At 68.6% G+C, this 19,145-nt stretch carries 16 protein-coding genes and 2 pseudogenes; 7 read left to right on the top strand and 11 right to left on the bottom strand.

From position 1 onward, the window contains the following. Positions 1 to 509: 509 nt before the first annotated feature. The 4 genes from ACFWPT_RS35450 to ACFWPT_RS35435 all read right to left on the bottom strand — a co-directional run bounded on the left by ACFWPT_RS35450 (position 510) and on the right by ACFWPT_RS35435 (position 5,795). On the bottom strand, positions 510 to 632 hold the full coding sequence (locus ACFWPT_RS35450; RefSeq protein WP_380486900.1) for a hypothetical protein: 123 nt from the start codon (positions 630 to 632) through the stop codon (positions 510 to 512). 95 nt (positions 633 to 727) lie between these two features. Next, positions 728 to 946 (bottom strand): hypothetical protein, encoded by a 219-nt coding sequence (locus ACFWPT_RS35445; protein ID WP_380486898.1) that lies wholly within the window; start codon positions 944 to 946, stop codon positions 728 to 730. Positions 947 to 1,812: 866 nt separating this feature from the next. Next, positions 1,813 to 2,241, bottom strand: coding sequence for a hypothetical protein (locus ACFWPT_RS35440; protein WP_380486896.1), 429 nt, complete (start codon positions 2,239 to 2,241; stop codon positions 1,813 to 1,815). Beyond that, positions 2,238 to 5,795, bottom strand: coding sequence for an ALF repeat-containing protein (locus ACFWPT_RS35435; RefSeq protein ID WP_380486894.1), 3,558 nt, complete (start codon positions 5,793 to 5,795; stop codon positions 2,238 to 2,240). The genes ACFWPT_RS35440 and ACFWPT_RS35435 overlap by 4 nt, the downstream gene beginning before the upstream one ends. 455 nt (positions 5,796 to 6,250) lie before the next feature. Between ACFWPT_RS35435 and ACFWPT_RS35430 the strand changes: the two genes are divergently transcribed. From ACFWPT_RS35430 to ACFWPT_RS35415, 4 genes are all read left to right on the top strand, one after another. Then, on the top strand, positions 6,251 to 6,622 hold the full coding sequence (locus tag ACFWPT_RS35430; RefSeq protein ID WP_380486892.1) for a hypothetical protein: 372 nt from the start codon (positions 6,251 to 6,253) through the stop codon (positions 6,620 to 6,622). A gap of 58 nt (positions 6,623 to 6,680) precedes the next feature. After that, positions 6,681 to 8,435 (top strand): trypsin-like serine protease, encoded by a 1,755-nt coding sequence (locus ACFWPT_RS35425; protein ID WP_380486890.1) that lies wholly within the window; start codon positions 6,681 to 6,683, stop codon positions 8,433 to 8,435. Between the two features lie 471 nt (positions 8,436 to 8,906). After that, positions 8,907 to 9,368: a trypsin-like serine protease gene (locus ACFWPT_RS35420; RefSeq protein ID WP_380486888.1), complete on the top strand. Its 462-nt coding sequence runs from the start codon at positions 8,907 to 8,909 to the stop codon at positions 9,366 to 9,368. Between the two features lie 151 nt (positions 9,369 to 9,519). Next, positions 9,520 to 11,313 carry a trypsin-like serine protease gene (locus ACFWPT_RS35415; protein WP_380486886.1) on the top strand — a complete coding sequence of 598 codons (1,794 nt, stop codon included), beginning with the start codon at positions 9,520 to 9,522 and terminating at the stop codon, positions 11,311 to 11,313. Positions 11,314 to 12,194: 881 nt separating this feature from the next. Here ACFWPT_RS35415 and ACFWPT_RS35410 read toward each other — a convergent pair. Then, the gene (locus tag ACFWPT_RS35410) at positions 12,195 to 12,437 is read right to left on the bottom strand and encodes a hypothetical protein (protein WP_380486884.1); all 243 of its coding nucleotides are present in this window, start codon (positions 12,435 to 12,437) and stop codon (positions 12,195 to 12,197) included. On the opposite strand from ACFWPT_RS35410, the gene ACFWPT_RS35405 reads away from it, so the two are divergent. Next, entirely contained in the window at positions 12,427 to 12,654 is a 228-nt protein-coding gene (locus ACFWPT_RS35405) for a hypothetical protein (protein WP_380486882.1), read from the top strand. The two genes, ACFWPT_RS35410 and ACFWPT_RS35405, sit on opposite strands and share 11 nt — an antisense overlap. On the opposite strand, the gene ACFWPT_RS35400 is transcribed toward ACFWPT_RS35405, so the two are convergent. Then, entirely contained in the window at positions 12,578 to 13,135 is a 558-nt protein-coding gene (locus ACFWPT_RS35400) for a transposase (RefSeq protein WP_380486880.1), read from the bottom strand. The two genes, ACFWPT_RS35405 and ACFWPT_RS35400, sit on opposite strands and share 77 nt — an antisense overlap. A gap of 575 nt (positions 13,136 to 13,710) precedes the next feature. Here ACFWPT_RS35400 and ACFWPT_RS35395 point away from each other — a divergent pair. Next, positions 13,711 to 14,301, top strand: coding sequence for an EF-Tu/IF-2/RF-3 family GTPase (locus tag ACFWPT_RS35395; RefSeq protein ID WP_380486878.1), 591 nt, complete (start codon positions 13,711 to 13,713; stop codon positions 14,299 to 14,301). 574 nt (positions 14,302 to 14,875) lie between these two features. Beyond that, positions 14,876 to 15,295: pseudogene (gene groEL / locus ACFWPT_RS35390) on the top strand (chaperonin GroEL); the annotation flags it as partial. A gap of 619 nt (positions 15,296 to 15,914) precedes the next feature. Here groEL and ACFWPT_RS35385 read toward each other — a convergent pair. The 5 genes and pseudogenes from ACFWPT_RS35385 to ACFWPT_RS35365 all read right to left on the bottom strand — a co-directional run bounded on the left by ACFWPT_RS35385 (position 15,915) and on the right by ACFWPT_RS35365 (position 18,662). Beyond that, positions 15,915 to 16,313: a hypothetical protein gene (locus tag ACFWPT_RS35385; RefSeq protein ID WP_380486876.1), complete on the bottom strand. Its 399-nt coding sequence runs from the start codon at positions 16,311 to 16,313 to the stop codon at positions 15,915 to 15,917. A 44-nt stretch (positions 16,314 to 16,357) separates the two neighbouring features. After that, positions 16,358 to 17,346, bottom strand: a pseudogene (locus ACFWPT_RS35380) (IS481 family transposase). Positions 17,347 to 17,379: 33 nt separating this feature from the next. Then, positions 17,380 to 17,937 carry a type II toxin-antitoxin system VapC family toxin gene (locus ACFWPT_RS35375; RefSeq protein ID WP_380486873.1) on the bottom strand — a complete coding sequence of 186 codons (558 nt, stop codon included), beginning with the start codon at positions 17,935 to 17,937 and terminating at the stop codon, positions 17,380 to 17,382. Further along, a complete protein-coding gene (locus ACFWPT_RS35370; RefSeq protein WP_380486871.1) occupies positions 17,934 to 18,194 on the bottom strand; it encodes a hypothetical protein in 261 nt (86 codons plus the stop codon). The genes ACFWPT_RS35375 and ACFWPT_RS35370 overlap by 4 nt, the downstream gene beginning before the upstream one ends. Before the next feature lie 246 nt (positions 18,195 to 18,440). Continuing rightward, positions 18,441 to 18,662, bottom strand: a complete 222-nt coding sequence (locus ACFWPT_RS35365) for a hypothetical protein (RefSeq protein WP_380486869.1) — start codon at positions 18,660 to 18,662, stop codon at positions 18,441 to 18,443. Positions 18,663 to 19,145 lie beyond the last annotated feature (483 nt).

Genomic DNA, 19,145 nt, shown 5'->3' with positions numbered 1-19,145 from the left:
CGCGCCGTCCCGGCACTCCCCGACTCCGGGCGGGATCGGCCCGACGAACCGACAGACACCATCACTCAACCCCTGATGCCGGTAACCGCCCTCCCGCCAGCCGGACGACACCGAGCCGGCAGCGGCAGACTGACGCCGGTACGGGCGGTGCCCGCGCTCTGAGCAGGCAAGGCCCGCCATGAATCCCGCTGCCAGAAGGCCGGCTCGTCACCGCAGACCACACCCCGGCGGAACAGGTCCAAGACCACGTACACGAACTGACGGCCCGTACGCGGACCTGTGGACCACGCTCGTCGCCTACCACAGACGCCCGGGGCAGGGCACGGGTATCGCCAACCAGAGCGAGCCGTACCAGCCCAGCGCAGCGACCCGGTTCGAAGCCACGGACGACCAGCGCCCCGAGGTGCTCCCGGCACTGCGGGAGGAGCTCGCGGGCGAGGGCTTCAAGATCACCTTTGCCGAGTCCGGTTCGGCCACCGAGTCCGCCCCGGCCCCCGCAAACCCGACCATTACACCGTTGCGGCGGGCAGGGCGAAGCCCGGCCAGGGCATCGGCGTCATCGTCACCCTGCCATGCCAGGCCTCGCCCACCGGCGCGGCTTCGCCCGCTCCGACGGCCACCAGCTGAGACATTGCCGGAAAGTCAAGTGGCCACTCGTTCTTGAGGTCCCCGGCGAGGCGGCAGGCCGTTCCGTCTCCCGTGCGGAACGGCCCGCCGACGGCTCCCGCTACTTCAGCAGGAGGTCGTACACCGCCTGCCGTCCGGCCGGGTTCGCCACCCGGTTCCGCACCGAGTGCGCCACCCCGGGCACGATCAAGATCTGCGGGTCGTGCGCCAACTCGGCCTTCTGGTAAAGCATTTCGTACGGCATGGCCAGGTCCCGGTCGCCGCCGAGCAGCAGCACCGGCACGTCCGGCAGCTCGGCCAGGGTGGTCCCGGCGGCCACCGCGACGGCGCCCGGCAGAGCAGCGGTGCGGCCGCGCTTGCTCGTCGTGTTCGTCCTTCCGGTCGCGGCGCGTCCGTGCTGACGCGGTCACAGAAGCAGCCTGCGCCCCGGGGCACTTCGATAGCGGGCATTCGAGCCGGATTCGACCAGGAACGGACCGTCAGGACCCGGAGGGCCCCGGCAGGCGGACGGAAGCGTCCTGTCGGGCGTGTCCGCTACGCCTCCACGTCTCCTGCTCCGCTCCCCGCGTCCCGCGTGCAGGTGCCGATCCGCCCCGGAACCGTGCGCCGCTGTTCCACGGGGTCCGGCGCCACGCCGGACCCCGGCGCGCTGCCGTGAGCGTGCGCGACTCATCCCCGCAGGTGAGGATCGCTTCGACGACCCGGGGCCACCGGCCGACCCGACACCCCAGCCAACCGAGTAGCCGCACCGCGGCTTCCGTCGAGCGACGTGCCCGGCAGGGGCCGCGGTGGTTTCGGGACGCAGCCGACTGACCTGCTGCTCGGGGTGACCCTGCATGGGCTGGACGTGGGGCGGTGGCTGGAGCGGCAGCCTCAGCACATCGTGTGGCACAGGCTCATGGACAAGCAACAGAGGCGGCTGGCCGCACTCGGGGTGGAGCCGCTGGCGGCCCCGGCCGGAACCGGGGCAGGCCCAGCGAAGGGCGCGGCGGCGACGAAGACTGGCGGCGGGAAGGTGAGTGTGTTCGACCGCGGCCTGGTCGCCCTCGCCCGGTACCGCGAACCCCCGCAACAGCAAACGTCGGTCTCCGAAACCAGTCTCGGAGACCGACGTCACCTACCGCAGTCGATCAGTCACTTTCGCCGACACCGCCGTCGGCTCGCCGGGTCGTTTGAGGACCAACCCTATGAAGGCTTGCTGAAGACGAACTTCTTGGGGCGATCGACGGAGATCGGGACGTAGATCCCGCCTCCGGCGTTCTTACCCGCGACACGCAGCCAGGCACCCTGCTTGGAACCAGCCGTCTCGCCCAGACTGAGCTTGATGTCCTGGTCCTCCCCGCTGTCCTTCTTCTCCAGCGTCCATGTCCCGTTCCCGGTGAAGAACTCGACGGGGGTCTCGTCGTCGGACGCGAAGGAGGTGGGGAAGTTCGCCGTCGCCAGCGTGCCATCCGCACGCAACGTCAGCTCCGCCCCCTGGCGGCCGTGCCAGATGCCGACGAGATCGCTCTCCTTCGCCGAACCGCCGGACGGGGCGGCGGTCGTGAGGATCCAGACGACCAGGGCCACGATGGCGCACGGCACAGAAATCAGGGCGATTGCTTTTCTTTTCATCGAGCACTCAGTGTCTCGGACCAGGTCGCGTTCTGCGTCTTCGTCGACATGGGACCGCCAACCCAGTCCGCAAACGAGTTGATCGGCCCACCGACCCACGAGTCCCACGCATCACGCAGGAACGGCGGGTGTACGAGCGAGTTGAACGTCGTGTCGTTCTTCACGTGGATCTCCACCTCCACCCCTCCTCCTTGATCATCCCTGGAAAGGATCTTGAAATCATAATTATATGATCCCACGAAAATGGACGTCGAGCTGCCATACTTCCCGTCGGTCATGGTCTTGTCGATCCAGGCGGTGAGCCCAAACGTCTGCAATGAGGCCGCATCGCTCAGGAGTCGGCCGACGCCCTCCTTGCCCAGAACCGAGTAGCCGCCCTTACCGCTCTGGTTTCCTTCCTTGATCGATTTAAGGATTTCCTGGCGGACGACATCCATGGAGTGGTCCTTACGGAGCTGCTCGGTGAACTCGTCTCCAGCCGTGTAGTTGACCGTCTTGTCGCCCGTCCCGAAAAGCCACTGGAAGCCCAGCTTCAGCGCACCCGGCTTGGAACCCTTTCCCGCCGGTTCCACCTGTGCCCGTGCCAGCACCTCCCGCATCCACTGGAGCTGCATCCGGGCTTCCTCGTCGACCTGCGCCTCCTGACCCCTGCGCTTCTCGTCCTCCGCGAGACGCAGGAGGTCCTCGGCGCGCTGTTTGGCGATGTGGATGGCGAAAGCCTCCCTCTGAGCCACAGCCGCAGCCGCCGAGTCCTTACCTGCGGCCTCGGCCGAGCCCCGCGCCCTGCCCGCCGCAGCATAGGCAGAGGACGCCGAGGCCTTGGCGTACGCGGTCGAGACCCGAGCCTGCGACGCGGAGTAGGACGCCTTGTCGGCGTCCCGGCGAGCGGCAGTCACCGCCGTAGCAGCGGTCTTAGCGGCGCGAACGGCCTGGCCCGCAGAGTCTTCGGCGCTCTTGGCCGCCCCCTGAGCCTGCTTCGTGTATTCGCCCGCCTTCTGCGCGGAGGCCTTGGCCTGAGCGGCGTACAGGTCGGCGTTCGCCGAGGCGTCCTCGGCCCGGGCAGCGGCTTCGAGAGCGGTGGCGGCGTCCTGCTGCGCGGTGGCCGCGATGCCGGCCGCCCCTGCGATCAAGCGGTCCACCTGGGCCGCGTGAGTCGCGGCAAGCTTGTCCTTACGTTCCGCCATGTACTGGCCAGAGCCGATGAACTCGTGCAGCAGTACGGCCGGCCCCTCAAGAGCGGCCTTGGCCCCCTGCTTCACCTCCGGCCCCCCACTGCTGGTCAGCTGGGCGGCTCGCACGCGCTCGTCGAGCTCGCGTGCGCTGTACTGGCCCGTGCTCAGGAACTCGCGGAGCTTGTCGGGGGAACCGTCCTGCAACGCCGCCTTGGAGGCCTCCTGCACAGCCGGGCCACCCACGCTCTTCACCTGGAGCGTCCTGAGCGTGTACTCGCCCAGTGCCGCCTGGTACTGCCCTGTGCGCAGGAAGTCCGAAATGGTGTTGACGTCACCGCTGAGGGCCTTCTGCGCAGCCTCGCGGACCGCGCCGGAAAGACCGTCGGATGCGACGTAGTCGACTCGGGCATACTGGTCCTGCTCAACGGCCTTCTGCCGTCCGTTCACCACGTACTCGCGTACCGCCTGGTCGGAGCCGCCCAGGGCGGCCTCGGCGGCCGTCTGGCTCCACGGCCCCTGTGTCTTCAACGCGGACAGGGCCACCTTGCGCCCCGTCAACACGGTCTGCTGCGGATCTGCACCGGGGGCCGAGGCGTCTGCGGCCAGTTTGGCCACCTGGGCCTCTTCGTCCTTCGCCTCCCGCGTTACACGCTCCTGCTCGGCCTTGCTCTCGTCCTCCGCGCTCTTGAACTCCCTGGCCTGTTCTATCGCCATCGTCGCACGGGTCTTGCGTTCCTCCTCCTCCGTCCTGCGCGCCAGATCCCGAGTTGCCCCCGCCTTGTCCACTGCGGCGCTGGCGGTGTCGGCTGCCTCCTTCGCGGCAGCGGCGTGCACCTTGGACTGGGCCGCCGCCGTCGAGGCGTCGCCCGCGTTCTTCGCGGCGCTCTCTGCCGCATCGGCGGCCTTCCTGGCGTGTTCTGCGGCGGATACAGCCAGCGCACGGGCCTCGTTCGCCGCGCGCGCCGACTCGCCTGCGAGAGCGGATGCCGCGTTAGCCGCGCGGATCGCCTCACCTGCTTGGCGCCTGGCCTGCTCCGCTGCCGCGTTGGCCTTCGCCGAACTCGCCCCGGCGGACTGCGCAAGGCTGCCGGCCCGAGAGGCGGAATCGGCCGCGGCGTTGGCATTGGCACCAGCGCTGGCCGCGGCCTGCGCCGCGCGCCCGGCTTGCTCGGCGGCCGTTCCAGCCGATTCCGCCGCCTTCGCAGCCTCGTCTGCCCCTGCAGCGGCATTGCGGGCGTCTTCCGCCGCCTTACGCGCAGCGGAGGCGTTGGAAGCGTCCCTGGCCGCGCCCGCCGCTGCGCCACGGGCCCGTGTTGCAGCCTGCGCCGCTCCAGAGGCCGCCGCCGCCGCCTGCGAAGCAGCGTTCGCCGCGACCCGGGCCGAAGCACTCGCCGCGCGGGCGGCACCTATGGCTTGCTGCGCGGCCCGCGTGGCGCCGCCGGCGGCCTCCGCCGCGAGCCCAGCCGCACCTGCCGCACGCCCGGCGTCCGTACGGGCCGCCTCTGTTTCCTGCGCGGCCGTCTGCGCCACCTCCTTGGCCAGCTGAGAAGCGTCAACCGCGCGGTCGGAGGCCTCCTTGGCTGCGTCCTTCTCCCGCTTGGCCTGGTCTCCCGCTTCTTTCGCCTGTTGTGCCAACTGCTCGACCGTCGACCGTTCCTGATCTCTGGCGCGAGCCACATGCTGGCCCACCTCAAGGAACTCACGGATGTCATCGGGAGAGCCGCTGACGGCAAGCTTGGCCGCTTGCCTGGTCGCCGGACCCGCCGTACTGAGGATCTGCATGGCCCGAACCCGCTCGTCCAGCTCCCGTGATGCATACTGGCCGGCACGCAGGAACTCACGCACGTCGTCGATCGACCCGGCGAGGGCGGTCTTGCCCGCGTCACGGACCGCTGGACCGCCGGTGCTGACGATCTGGCCCGCCCTGATCCGCTGGTCCAGTTCCAGCGGCTTCTCCCAACCGTCCTTCACGAAGCTGCGCAGTTCCTGCGGGGAGCCTCCCAATGCCTTCTTCGCCGTCTCCCGGACGTTGCCACCGCCTATGGAGAGGATCCGCATCACCTCAAGCCGGTCGTCCAGCGCTCCGGCCGACTCCCTCCCGCTGTCCAGGAAGCGCCTGACGTCCACGTCACTTCCGGTAAGGGCGGCCTCCGCCGCTGCCTTCACGGAGGTTCCCCCCTCCTTCCAGAACTCGACCGCACGCCCCCGGTCGGTCACCGTAGCGGCGCTCTCGGCCTCCCCGCCGTCCTGCGTCGCCGCCGCTGCGGGACTCGCCCCCATGATCCCCGCTGCCAACGTCAGCGGCACCAGCCGCGCACACGCAGAACGCATTCCACGCGGCCAGATCTCCCCCACACTTTTAGAGCGGCCTTCATTCTTCATAAACTGACTCTCTCTCAGGAATTGAAACTCCCCCACCCGATCAGGCCGCCACACCGAGCAGGCCGGGAGAAGGCAGATGGCGCGGCAGGCCGAACACGAAGGCGCCACAGGGCGCCATCCGGCTTTACATGATCAATCACGCAGGTGCCATCCAATCAAAAACACCCTCACGCCATGATCATTTTCAGGCGACCCCCCCCCTCCACCCCGGGGCATCAACAGGGCCTGATGGGGTGTTTTCTCGTGGTGACAGATTCTATACACATGATTTAATATCTCTTTACGCACGGCGTCTGATCCTCCGTGCACCAATCAGAGAGGGAACCGTGATATCTCGTACACGCGCTGCGCTGGTCGTCGGCTTCAGCACTGCCGCAGTGGCTCTCGGAGCCACCGCCCTCGCCACGGCCGCTGGAACCACTTCCCCGGCCCCGAGCACCACTCCCCCGCCAGCGGTGGAGGACTTCTCCTACCCGGGGGCGGGCCGGGTTCTCAAGGACAAGGGCCTCAAGCTGATCTCTGGCGACGGGCACATCATGCTGGCCGAGTGCGGCAGCCAATGGAGCATCAAGGTTCAGGCAAGCAAGAACAACAGCTTCACCGAGTACTGCTTCAACGTCTCCGGTGGAACCGGCTACCTGGCGCTGGAGGTGCCCGGCACCTTCGGCCTCTGGAATGACGACCACAACCTGCGCGCCACTCTCACCAGTGACGGGAAGACCAAGACCATCGATGTGGCCAAGGACGACGTGACGACCGTCGGCGAAGCCGACATCCCCTCCGGAGGCAAGAAGGCAACCCTCGTCGAGTTGCGCGTCACCGGCTGAGCAACCGCAGCCAGCCCGCGCACCGCCTTCTTCTCCGTACCCCCCAAGGACTGAACTCTTGTCTGGCATCACTGCGCGTGCCTCCTGGAAGGCCACACTCCTCACCACCGCCGTCACCGCCGGCGCCCTCGCTACCCTCCCCGTCCCGGCCAGTGCCGTTCCTGGCGACCTTGCCGCCAACGGCTCCTACGCCTACACCGCCCGCCTGGCGATCGGCGACAACGTGCGTGCCTGCACCGGCGCGCTGGTCGACCGGTACTGGGTGATCACCGCCGCGTCCTGCTTCGCCGACGACCCCACGCAGCCGCAGGCCCTGGTCGCAGGCGCCCCCAAGTGGAAGACCACCGCGACCATCGGTGATGAGACCGCTGTCGTGGCCGAACTCGTGACCCGTCAGGACCGCGACCTGGTCATGGCGCGCCTCGCGACCCCCGTCATCGGCGTCGCGACGCTGCCCGTCGCGACCGCCGCGCCCACGACGGGCGAGAACCTGCGCGTACCCGGCTACGGCCGCACCAAGGACGAGTGGATACCGAACAAGCTCCACTCAGGCGCCTTCACCCTCGACACCGTCGCCGCAACCGCCATCGGCACCACCGGTACCGGCGGCGCCGCGATCTGCAAGGGCGACACCGGCGCCCCCGCGATCCGGGAGAAGAACGGCAAGGCCGAACTCGTCGCGGTGGCCTCCCGCTCCTGGCAGGGTGGCTGCCTCGGCGAGACCGAAACCCGCACCGGCGCCTCCTCCAGCCGCGTCGACGACCTAGGCGCCTGGATCCAGCAGACTCGCTCGCTGACACCGGAGAACCGTACAACCACGGTCTACGAACCGGCCGCGCAGACGTCCGAGGTCTTCCGGCTCGGGACCGACCGGCAGATCTATGGATCGTCTTTCAAGACCGGCAGTGCGGGCTGGAGTGCGTGGCAGTTGCTGGCCCCCCGCGAGTTCGTCAGCGGCCCCACCGCCGTCTACCACGCCGACAAGAACACCACCGAGGTCTTCGCGGTCGGCACCGACCGGCAGGTCTACCACTCCTGGCACAACCCCGGTTCGAGCACCTGGGCCGACTGGCAGCTCCTCGCGCCTGGCAAGGTCACCGGACCGCTCCAGGCCGTCTACCACGCCGACAAGAACACCATCGAGGTCATCGCCCTCGGAGACGATCAGCAGGTCTACCACGCCTGGTACACCACCGGCGCGACCTCCTGGAGCACGTGGGCCCTCGTGGCCCCCGGCAAGTTCACCGCGGTGAACGCCAACTACATCGGCGACCGCCGCACCAACCAGATCTACGCCATCGGCGACGACGGGCAGATCTACCAGTCCTACTACACCACCGGCACCACCGGCTGGACCCCGTGGCAGCTCCTCGCCCCCGGCCGGTACACCGCGCTCAGCAGCGTCTACCACGCCGACAAGAAGACCATCGAGGTCGCCGCACTCGGCGAGGACCGCAAGATCTACCACTCCTGGTACAGCGACGCCACCTGGACCTGGAGCAACTTCCAGCTCGTCGCCCCCGGCACCTTCACGGCGCTGAGCACCGCGTATCAGGCCGACAAGAACACCATCGAGATCATCGCACTCGACGACAACCGACAGATCCAGCACGCCTGGTACACCACCGGCGCGACCTCCTGGAGCACATGGACCCTCGTGGCCCCCGGCAAGTTCACCACCGCTCCCAGCACCCTCTATCACGCTGACAAGAACACCATCGAGACCGTCGCGGTCGGTGACGACCAGCGGGTGTACCACGCCTGGTACACCACCGGAACCACCGCCTGGAGCCCCTGGACCAAGCTCCCTTAGCGCTGGATTCCTTAAGGAGGTACACAAATTGGCGTCGGAGTAGGCGGGTTGGTGGGGGTTTTCTGCCCCAGATCCAGGGCTTGGCGCGCGCGTTGAGCTGGGCGGTTGCGAAGCGGGTGGCCTTGTCGATCTCGTCGGGGTCGGCGAACGACTTGTCGGCGAGTGCGGCCTTGCGGAATGTGCGCCACCAGCCTTCCTGGAGCTTGAGCCAGCAGGCCCCGACCTGGATGAAGACGTGCTTGCGGGGGTGGTCCTCGAGCCAGGTCCTGGTGGAGACGCTGTCGCGGGAGGACGCGGTCATGGTGACCTGCTGCCCGTTGGTGACGCGCGGGCCGCCATAGACCCGGGTCTTCTCCGGTCCGCGGTGAAGTCGACGGTCCCTCATCCACCTCTCACCTGTTGGGAACCTCGTTCATGTCTCGTGCCACCACCGTGTCCCGCGCGTGGCGAGCGGGCGTATTGATAGCGACAGTGGCCGTCGGCACGCTGACCTTCTCCGCTCCTCCGGCCGGCGCCGTGGTCGGCGATCCCGCCGCAGACGGCTCCTACGCCTACACCACCCGCCTGGCAATCGGCGACAGCGTCCGCGCCTGCACCGGCGCGCTGGTCGACCGGTGCGGGGTGATCACCGCCGCCTCTTGCTTCGCCGACGACCCCGCCCAGGCACCGGCCCTCCCCGCGGGCGCGCCGAAGTGGAACACCACCACCATCGGCCGCGCCGACCTCACCACGGACGCCGGCGAGACCGTCGACATCGCCGAGCCGGTTCCGCGTCCAAGCCGCGACCTCGTCATGTCCCGCCTCACCACCCCGGTCGACGGCATCACCCCGCAGCTGGTCGCGGCGGCGACGATCGGCGACACCACGCGCCTGTTCGCCATCGGCAGCGCCAACAACATCTGGACCGCCGACAGGAAGGCCGACGGCAGCTGAACCACCGTCTACCCCGTTGCCAGCAGCGCCATCCAGAGCATCACCGCCACCACCGGCTGAATCGACCCCGCACAGGGTTCCCCCACGGGGTCGTCGGCACGAGGTCGGCCGCCCTGCGGACTCCCATGCACTCACCCGAAGGATCAACCCCATGCCCCGTAAGACTCCGTCCCGTTCCCGGAAGCTCGGCGTACTGGTCGCAGCCGCGACCGCCGGTACCCTCAGCACCTTTGCCCCGGCCGGCGCCGTCCCCGGCGACCCGGCCGCCGGCGGCACGTACGCCTACACCGCCCGCCTGGCGATCGGCGACAGCGTGCGTGCCTGCACCGGCGCGCTGGTCGACCGGTACTGGGTGATCACCGCCGCGTCCTGCTTCGCCGACGACCCCGCGCAGCCGCAGGCCCTGGCCGCGGGCGCCCCCAAGTGGAAGACCACCGCGACCGTCGGTGACAAGACGGTCGACGTCGCCGAACTCGTGACCCGTCAGGACCGCGACCTCGTCATGGCGCGCCTCGCCACCCCTGTCACCGGTGTCGCGACGCTGCCCGTCGCGACCACCGCGCCCACGACCGGTGAAAACCTGCGCGTGCCCGGCTACGGCCGCACCAAGGACGAGTGGATACCGAACAAGCTCCACTCGGGCGCCTTCACCCTCGACACCGTCGCCGCAACCGCCATCGGCACCACCGGTACCGGCGGCGCGGCGATCTGCAAGGGCGACACCGGCGCCCCCGCGATCCGGGAGAAGAACGGCAAGGCCGAACTCGTCGCGGTGGCCTCCCGCTCCTGGCAGGGCGGCTGCCTCGGCGAGACCGAGACCCGCACCGGCGCCTCCTCCAGCCGCGTCGACGACCTCGCCGGCTGGGTCCAGCAGACCGTCTCCACGTGGGGCACCAAGGTCGACTACTCCTCCGCAGTCGTCAACTCCGTGTACAACCCGGACACCAAGACCGCCGAGATCTTCGCCCTGGGCACCAACGGCGTCCTCGCCCACGCCTCCAACACCGAGGGCAAGGGCTGGAACAGCGGCTGGGAGGCCCTGGGGGACTGGCAGTTCACGGGTATCCCCGCCACGATCTACAACCCCGCCACCAAGGCCATCGAACTGTTCGCCATCGGCAAGACCGGCGAACTCGGCCACAACTACTGGGACCCGGGCACCAGGAAGTGGGCCGGCTGGAGCGTCATTCCCAGCGCCCTCAAGCTCAAGGCCAACCCGGTCGCCGTGTTCAACCCCTCAAGCCAGACCGCCGAGGTGTTCACCTTGGACACGAACGGCTACATGACCCACTCGTACAGCACCAACGGCGCCCGCTGGGACGACGTCCGGGGCCTGGGCAGCTGGCAGTTCACCGGCACCCCCACCACCCTCTACAACCCCGCCACCGACGCCGTCGAACTCTTCGCCACCAGCAGCCGCAACGAACTCGGCCACCTCTACTGGGACAACAAGGCCAAGACCTGGAGCGACTGGGGCACCATCGGCGGCCAGGCGGTGACCGGCAGCCCCACCGCCGTCGTGAACCCGGCCAACAACAGCGCCGAGGTCTTCATCACCACCACCAACAACACGATGGCCCACAGCTACAGCCTCAACGGCGCCCGCTGGTCCGACATCACCACCATGGGCGGCTGGCAGTTCAACGGCACCCCCACCGCCGTCTACAACCCCGCCGCCAACTCCGTCGAACTCTTCGCCGTCCGCAACACCGGCGAACTCGGCCACAACTACTGGGACAACAACACCAAGACCTGGGCCGACTGGAGCACCATCAGCGACTGGAAGTTCTCCGGCACCCCCTCCGCCACCTACAACGCCTACACCAACACCCTCGAACTCTTCGCCACCGGCACCAACGGCACCATGTCCCGCGCCACCTACAAGGACAACAACTGGCTCGCCTGGGAAAGCATGCCCGGCTGGACCTTCGCCATCACCGGCTGACAGCGCCCACCTGGGCGCCCTCGCCAGCGCCGTCCAACGAAGCAGCAAACTGGCGGACAAGGGCCTGGCCTGGCTCCTGGAGCCGGGCGTCTACCAGATTCACCCGCTGCTGACCGGCGGGAAGATGTGGGCCGGCCTGGCATCGGTGCCCAAGATCGACTCCCTCAACCCTGAACGGCTCAGCGAGTGGCCGCGGCAGCACTACGAAGGCCAACTCGCCAACCTCGGCATCAGTGCATAGCGGACGAGATCTGCGACGGCCCGGGCAACCGCCCGGGCCGTCTTCGTTGGCCCTGCAGATAGGGCCAACGCCCGTGTTCGCCCAGGTGCGCGGTCGGCTTCGGTTGTGGCCCTACCGGCCAGGGCCAAAGCACTATCACCGGCGGTAGCGGCTCACCCTACCCGTAGGGCCAGCCGCGAGGCGCCCGCAGCGGCCCGGCAAGATCGCGGGCTCGTGGCCAACCCCGCCCAGCCCGGACAGGCAGGGAACGGCAGAAAGCGTAGCGGCGCCATTCCTCGGCCTCGTATCCGTCTGGCCGGCTGGTGACTGTCAGCTCGGTGGCCGGGACGTCCGGGCGTTCGCGCAGCTCGTCGATGGCGACGACCTCGCCGTTCCGGTCGGGACCCAGCTGCCCGCCGTTCTCGGCGCGGGCGTCGGTCAGGCGCTCGGCGTCAGGTCGGTGAGCTCGGCCAGACGCCCCTTTACCGGTGGGTTGTTGGACCGGAAAGTAAGATGGGTTGACGGTTGGTCAGGTCGGCGATACGCCTGTAGTTGGGATTTTGGCAGGCTGTAGGGGGTTCCGATGACGGCACGGCGTCCGTGTCCGCCCGCGCCGGGGCCGCTGGAGGAATACGCAGCCCGGTTCGATGACCTGTTGACCTCATCCGCCCAACGGCGCGGCTTCCGCGAGTACCTGACCGGACTGCTGGCACCACAGGACCGGAACAAGACACTGGCCTGCCGGGCTGATGCCGAACCGGTAGCCGGAGGCCAGAACTCGGCCGTACAGCGGCTGCAGTTCTTCCTGTCCGAGTCCACCTGGAAACAGAATCAACGACCGGCGCATCGAACTGCTGCTGGCCGACCCAACCACCACCCCGCACGACCAGGGCATGCTGGTCATCGACGACTCCGGTGACCGCAAGGCCGGCACCGCCACCTCCCACGTGGGACGTCAGTGGCCGGGCCGCTACGGCAAGACCTACAACGGCATCGCCACGGTGACCACGAAGCCCGCGGTGTCGTCGCCGCGTTTGACCACGGTCAGGGCGATCCGCAGGACATCGCGGGCAAGGTCGACCAGGCGCCCGGTGTGCCGCCGTCGGCCCAGACCAGCGTGATGGGCCAGTGCCGTTCGCGCAGCCGTGCCAGCAGCGTCCGGCCGCTCTCACGGTCGGTGACGGATGCCGCAGTAGCCATCACGACCAGCAGCAGGCCGAGGGTGTCCACCACGATGTGCCTCTTGCGGCCGTTCACCCTCTTCCCTGCGTCGAAGCCCCGGCCCGCGGCCGGCACTGACGCGGCCCCCTTCACCAACTGGGAGTCGATGATCCCGGCGGTCGGCACCGGATCGCGGCCCGCGGCCTGGCGGACCCGATCGCGCAGCCGGTCGTGGAACTCGGCGACCAGGCCCTTGTCCCACCAGCGTCGGAAGAAGGCGTAGACGCGGTCCCACGCGAGGAAGTCCGCAGGCACCGCCCTCCAGGCGATGCCGCCCGCGACCAGGTAGCGCACCGCGTCGACCATCTGCCGGTGGCAGTAGCCCTCCAGCTGCCCGCCCTTCCCCTCCAGCCAGGCGGGCACGGGCATCGCGTCACACACGACCGCCCACTCCGCGTCGCTCGTATCGGAGGGGTACCTCGGACGCCTGTGCGGCCGTTCCCCGGCGTTCCCGAACCGGCGTGCGAGGCAATCACACGACAGGGCGGCCGAGTTGGACGTCAACGGCGCAGACACAGAAGACTGCAGCACCAGGGGCCTCCTGTTGCTCGGCTGGATTCGACACCCGCGAGCTGTGCGGGAGGCCCCACTTTCATGCCCAGCCGACCAGAAGATCACCCGACCGAGTCGGCAGGATCGAACTCACAATCACCAAGCTCGATAGAGCAACGGCTAGTCAGCTTGCCTGGTCTCACAGCCCGTTGTCGCTCAGGCGGGTTTGCCGCCGAGTGTCTCGGATTCGGTTGCCGCTTATCTGTGTCTACGCACGATTGTCGGTCGTCGTGCCGGTCGGCCTGGTCTACCGCAAGGCACTACTGTGGGGCAGGTTGCGTAATCTGACGAACCGTCGGAACAGGCGAGGGAGTGAGCATGCGTTCCGCAGCTCCTGCGGCCAGGTGCTGCCGTCCATTCCGTTGGAAGTCTGCACAGACCACCCACGCGAGGGGAAGTCACCTATGTCAGAAGAGACAGCAGAGGCAGCAGTCGACGAGCCGTTCCTGATGTCCATCGTGGACGTCCACTCTCCCTCGGGGGGCGGAAGCGTTGTACGGGGCCGCATCGAACTCGGCAGCGTCAAGGCGGAGGACGACGTCGAGATCATCGGCGATGGCAAGTCCCTCGTGGTCAAATGCGCAGGGGTCGAGGTGAACCGTACGGCAAAGGGAGAGCAGGACGGGCAGGCCGTGGCCGTGCTGCTGCGTGGTGTGGCCGCCAAGGACATCGAAGCGGGCCAGGTCCTGGCCAAGCCGGGCAGCTTCACCGCACGCACCACCTTCAAGGCCAACGTCTACGTGCTGAGCGCGGACGAAGCCGGCCGCGACGTCTCCATCACCGCGGGCTATCGACCCAAGTTCCTCATTCGCGAAAAGATCATCGACGGATCCATCAAGCTGCCGGACGGGATTGACAGGGCAACGCCCAGCGAGAGTACCGACCTGACTGTCACTCTGGAACACGAGATTGTCCTGGTGAAGGGCCTGCGCTTCTCTCTCCTGCACGGCCCGGGCATCGTGGCGAATGGAGCCGTTACCGAGGTCATCTCGTAGGTGCAGGGCCGCGTGCGCGATGTCGCCGATGGGCAGGCCGAAGCAGGGCGCAGCGCACAAGTCGTCAAGGATCCACCACCGGCGGGTTTCTGAAGCTGGGTCGTTGTTGGCGCACCCCTACTGGCGGGTGGCACTCACCTTAACCATCAGCAGGCCCGCGACCGCACTCCCTCACATCGGCTACACAGAGCTACTTGGCTCTCTGCCGTAGCCACCCGAGGACAGGGCCGAGGAGGGCTTCGCGCACCTGGCGACTCCCCGCCCATTGCCAGCGGCCCCACGTCACGGACACCTACGCGACGCATCACAGCACTTCACATCCCCATGATCGAGCTCTGCGCGCCGACAACGGCCCGTGCCGGAACGCGGTAGGTGTCACCAGCCGCCCTGGCGGTGTTCGCAGTTCCTAAGCCTTTGAGACGGCTGAAGATCTACTTCTGGACGCTCAAGGGGCGCTACAAGGATCTGTATGCGGGCGACAGCCGTCGCTCGCGCACCTCAGGCCCAGTGGCTGTGACAGCATCGCGGAGCTCGCTGACGCAGCCCGGGCCGGCTCTTTGAGAGGAACCCTTCTGTGGAGTTCGACTTTGGCTACGCGTCGCCGTACTTCATCAACAACACCGAAACGAACACGGTCGAGTTCGAGGACTCCCGCGTCTTGCTGGTCGAGGGCAAGATCAGCAACATCCGCGACCTGGTCCCATGCCTGGAAGCTGTCGCCAAGTCGGGCAAGCCCCTGCTGATCATCGCTGAGGCCGTGGACTCGGAAGCGCTTGCCACCCTGGTCGTCAACAACGCGCGCGGCATCGTGAAGGTGGCCGCCGTGAACGTTCCGGGCTCCGCGGATAGCCGGAAGAAGCTGCTGCAGGAGATCGCCGTTCTCACCGGTGGGAAGGTCATCGCGAAAGACACGGACCTGGCGAAGGTCACCCTTGATGACCTGGGCACCGCCCAACACGTCGTGGCGACCAAGGACAAGACCATCATCTCCGACAAGCCGATTCCCGCCGAGAGCGTCCCCCCGCTGGTGGAGACGACAGGCGAGGTCGCCTCTGGCGGTCTCGTCATCGCCAAGGAGCCCCTCGACGACGCTTCCTGAACACCTGCCCGCAGGGTTCACGGCCTGTGCTCGCCCGCGCGGGGCTTGTGGAGAGCCGGGTGCGGTGCCAAGTCGCATGCCCGGTTCGGGAAACAGCTCCGGGGAAACAGGCCGGTCGAAAGACCGGAACCGCGCCCCGGGCCGACTTCACCACACAGAGCTGCAGTACGCGGCGTCCCAGGCATGTCCCAGACCGGGCGCAAAACGTCTCCACCTGAGAAAACAGCCTGAGACAGCCATGCCCCGGGCGCTGTCCCAGTTTGGGCCGCGGGGCGCCGGCGGCGGCACGGCAGCCGTCCCGGACTGCACTCCCGCCGCCCTCGGGGCCGGGCCCACCGCGGCCGGCACCCCGACGACAGGCAGGATGGCGTGCCGGCCGCGCGACGAAGGCGCCACACCGGTCCTGCCGACCCGGTGTGGTATTCCGCCCGCGCCCAGGCCGGATGTCCTCTGACAGGCGATCTTGACCGATTGACAGGTGAATCTGACCGCCGGCCCGTGGCGCTCGGCATGTTCAGCAGTACGTCTCGATGTAGAGGAGAACGAGGCCGTCTTCGGTGGTGAACTCGTACGCCTCGTGAATCGGCAGATCGGCCGCGCCGAACCTGGCCCGCGCTTTGAGCCACGCCGCCGGGCGTTCGGCTTCCGAGAGGAATCGAGGCAGCCACCCCTCGGCCCGGTCCTCGTAGTAGTCGCCCATCGACATCATGTCGGCACCGACGGCCAGCCGCTTGGCCCGACGGGGGTCCAGCGGCCCTCGGGCAAGCCGCCAGTGGCGTCCGTCAGCGTCAGTGAAGCCACGGGCCATCAAGGGCGAGGGAAGGCAAGAACCAGCGGACTCGACATCGGGCTGCGGTCCCATGGCAGCCACTACCTCGGAGAGGGTTTCGGCACGCTTTCGCTTCTTCGGCACCTGCTCAGCATGTCAGCGCTAGGTGTGCATCTGCCGGAGCTCGGTTACACGTGGGTCTCGGTCTTCTGCTTGAGGCGTTCGTAGGGCGTCTGGCCGCCGAGAGCGCCATGTGGGCGATGGAAGTTGTAGTAGTCCTCCCATTCTCGGAGTTTGTCGTTGAGGACGCCGGTGTCGTCGGTGACGACACCGGCGAGCATGCGGTAGAACTCCTCGGCGTCGATGCGGTGTGAGCGTTCGACCTTGCCGTCGAGGTGCGGGGAGGCCGGCTTGATGTACGTGTGGGCGATGCCCTTGTCGAGCACGTGCCAGTGGAAGGCGGACTGGAACTCCGCGCCGTTGTCCGTCTGGATGACCTCGACGCGGAACGGCAGCCGCTCCAGGACGTGGTCCAGGAACTGGACGGCTGTCTTCTGGTCGCACCGCGGGTAGATCCGCAGGACACGCAGCCGGGTGCAGTCGTCGATCACGGTGAACTGGTAGTACTTGGCCCGTCGGGTCTTGGGGGGCTTGCCGGTGACCGGGACCGGGCCCTGGGGCGCGGTTGGGGCCGGGATGCCGATCAGTTCGATGAACTTGACGTCGATCTGGACGCGGTTGCCGGGCAGCTGCTTCTCGTAGCGGGTGTGGCGCTGGTCGTGGCGCTTGTAGCGCTGGGACGAGGCAGCCGGTTCAGGCCCAGCCGTTTGAGGATGCGGTAGACGGCGGAGCAGGCGATGTCGATGTCGTGGTACCGCTTGAGGTACATCTGGATCTTCATCGGGCCGAAGTGGTAGTTCTGCCGCAGGTAGACGATCTTGTTCACGATGTCGGCGTCGGTGGCATTCGGGCTGTGGTGCGGCGCGCTGGAGCGGTCGCGCAGGCCCTCGATGCCCTCCTCACGGTAGCGCTGCTGCCACCTGTAGAAGCAGTTGCGGCTGATCCCGTAGTACCGGCAGGTCTGCGAGACGTTCCCGGTGACCTCCTCGGCGTGTCTCAGGACCGCCAGGCGCCGCTGGGCCTGGCGGTCCTGCCGCTGTTGCTGCGAAGGGGGCATGACAGGACTCCGTCGTAGTCGGAGATCCATGTGTCACCAACGTCCGGCAGCTTTATAGCTCTGCGTGCCTGCGGGGACCTGCGGCGGTCGGACCGCTCCGCCGGACCGGAGATTGTTCACGGAATCGCGGCCAGAGCCCGTTCCAAGAGGGCACCCGGCGAGGAGGGACAGCTGCTTCTCGGCGGCCGTCCTAACGCCGTGGTGCCGTCGGGCAGACCTCGATCCGCGGGCCCCCCGGGCTGGGGCGAGGACGGCGCGGTAGTGGTGGTCGAAGGAGAGGACCGCCGGGCGCTGGAGCCACCAGGCGAGGACGGCGTTGACGGCGTCGGCCAGGCCGAGGGCGTGGTCTTGGTACTGGCGTAGCAGTTGCTCGGCATCGGCGTAGAGGCGCCGGTCGGCAGGCGGCAGGATGACGAAGCCCTGCCCGGCGAGGCCCAGTCGCGTGATGGTGTTGACGGCCTTGGCTTCGTCGGCCCGGCGGGCCAGGAGGTGGTCGACGCCCTGGGCGTGGAGGTGGTCCTTGCGGTTGAACGCGGCGAGCAGGACGGAGGTGTCGGCGACCGCGACGCCCAGCGATGCGGTGGCGGTCACCGGCCGGTGCCTTCGTGCATCCACTCGTCGGCGCCGGCGGCCAGGTCCGGCGGCCCGTCGAACAACGCCCGGTCGACCAGTGGCTTGGCGGGGATCGGCAGAAGGCCGGCGGCGTGCTCGGTCGCCAGCTCCTCCGGGGTGCGGCCGAGCACGGCGGCCAGGTCCCGCAGGATCTGCGCCTCCACCCCGGACACGGTGACGCTCGCGGTGATCGGCGGCGGCGGTGGCTCCGGGGCCGGTTCCGACTGAGGGCTCATCAGGGTTGCTCCGTCCAAGAGGTGGGGCTGCAGGTCGACGGTGGCGGTCGGCGAGCGGTCCGCGGGCCGATCCCGCTCACGCGGCACCGGTGCAGGCCATCGACGGCCGGACCGGGCGCAACGGGACCGCCGCAGTGCGCGTCGCCCGGTCGGCGCGGGCCCGACGTTCGGCGATGGCCCCGCCCCGGACGGCCGTGTTCTCGTATGGCTGCCGCCACCTGACAGGTATCAGAGAGTGACTGACTGTCACTTCTGGTGAAGATGCTGGGTGAGGGTGACGAAGTCGGCGTGGGCTTGCTCGACGGCTTCCGGGTACGCCTGGCGCTTCTCGTGCTCAGCCAGCGCCCGGTAGATGCTGGTCAGGCCCGGGCCCTGGCCCTTGCGCTTGCCGGTGGGGGTGATCAGGTCTGAGCGGATCTTCTCGACGGACTCGCCCGCTGTCCGGCGTCGCAGCACGGTGTGCAGCATGTCGTGGGTGATGACGGGCGGGTGTCCGCCCGTCCGTGAAGAGCCCGATGAGGTTCTCCTCGCGGCCCGGTACCACTTTTCCGAACTTCAACATGGTGACTTGATAGGGAAGCCCAATGCCGGACCGTCCACGGTCCGGCCGGTGCGGCGACGGGCCGACGGCGGGGCCGGCCTCGGCCCTGACGGCGGACCGGCCGCGCAGGGCAGCCGGCAGCGCATGTCCAGCCCGCGCAGGGCTGGTGGGGGGTGCGGGGGGGGAGGAGCCCCCCCGCTGGTAGGCGGGTCCAGCGCCGCCGGGCGCTGGCCACGGGTGCGGGGGGGAGCACGCCGCGCCTGGCCATCCACTCGGCTGCAGTCCGCGGCGGTTCTGCCGTTGCCGCCCGGTCCCGGCCTGGTTGGCGGGGCAGGCGGGGGTCCCGGGAGAGGGAGAGCGAAGGGGAGGGTCCGGACCGAGCCGGTTGCTGACATGACGACGGCCGGGCT

The organism is Kitasatospora sp. NPDC058478, assembly GCF_042720345.1.
GTDB lineage: Bacteria > Actinomycetota > Actinomycetes > Streptomycetales > Streptomycetaceae > Kitasatospora.
Note: the sequence above shows the minus strand (reverse complement) of the source record. Positions and strands in the feature narration are given on the sequence as shown.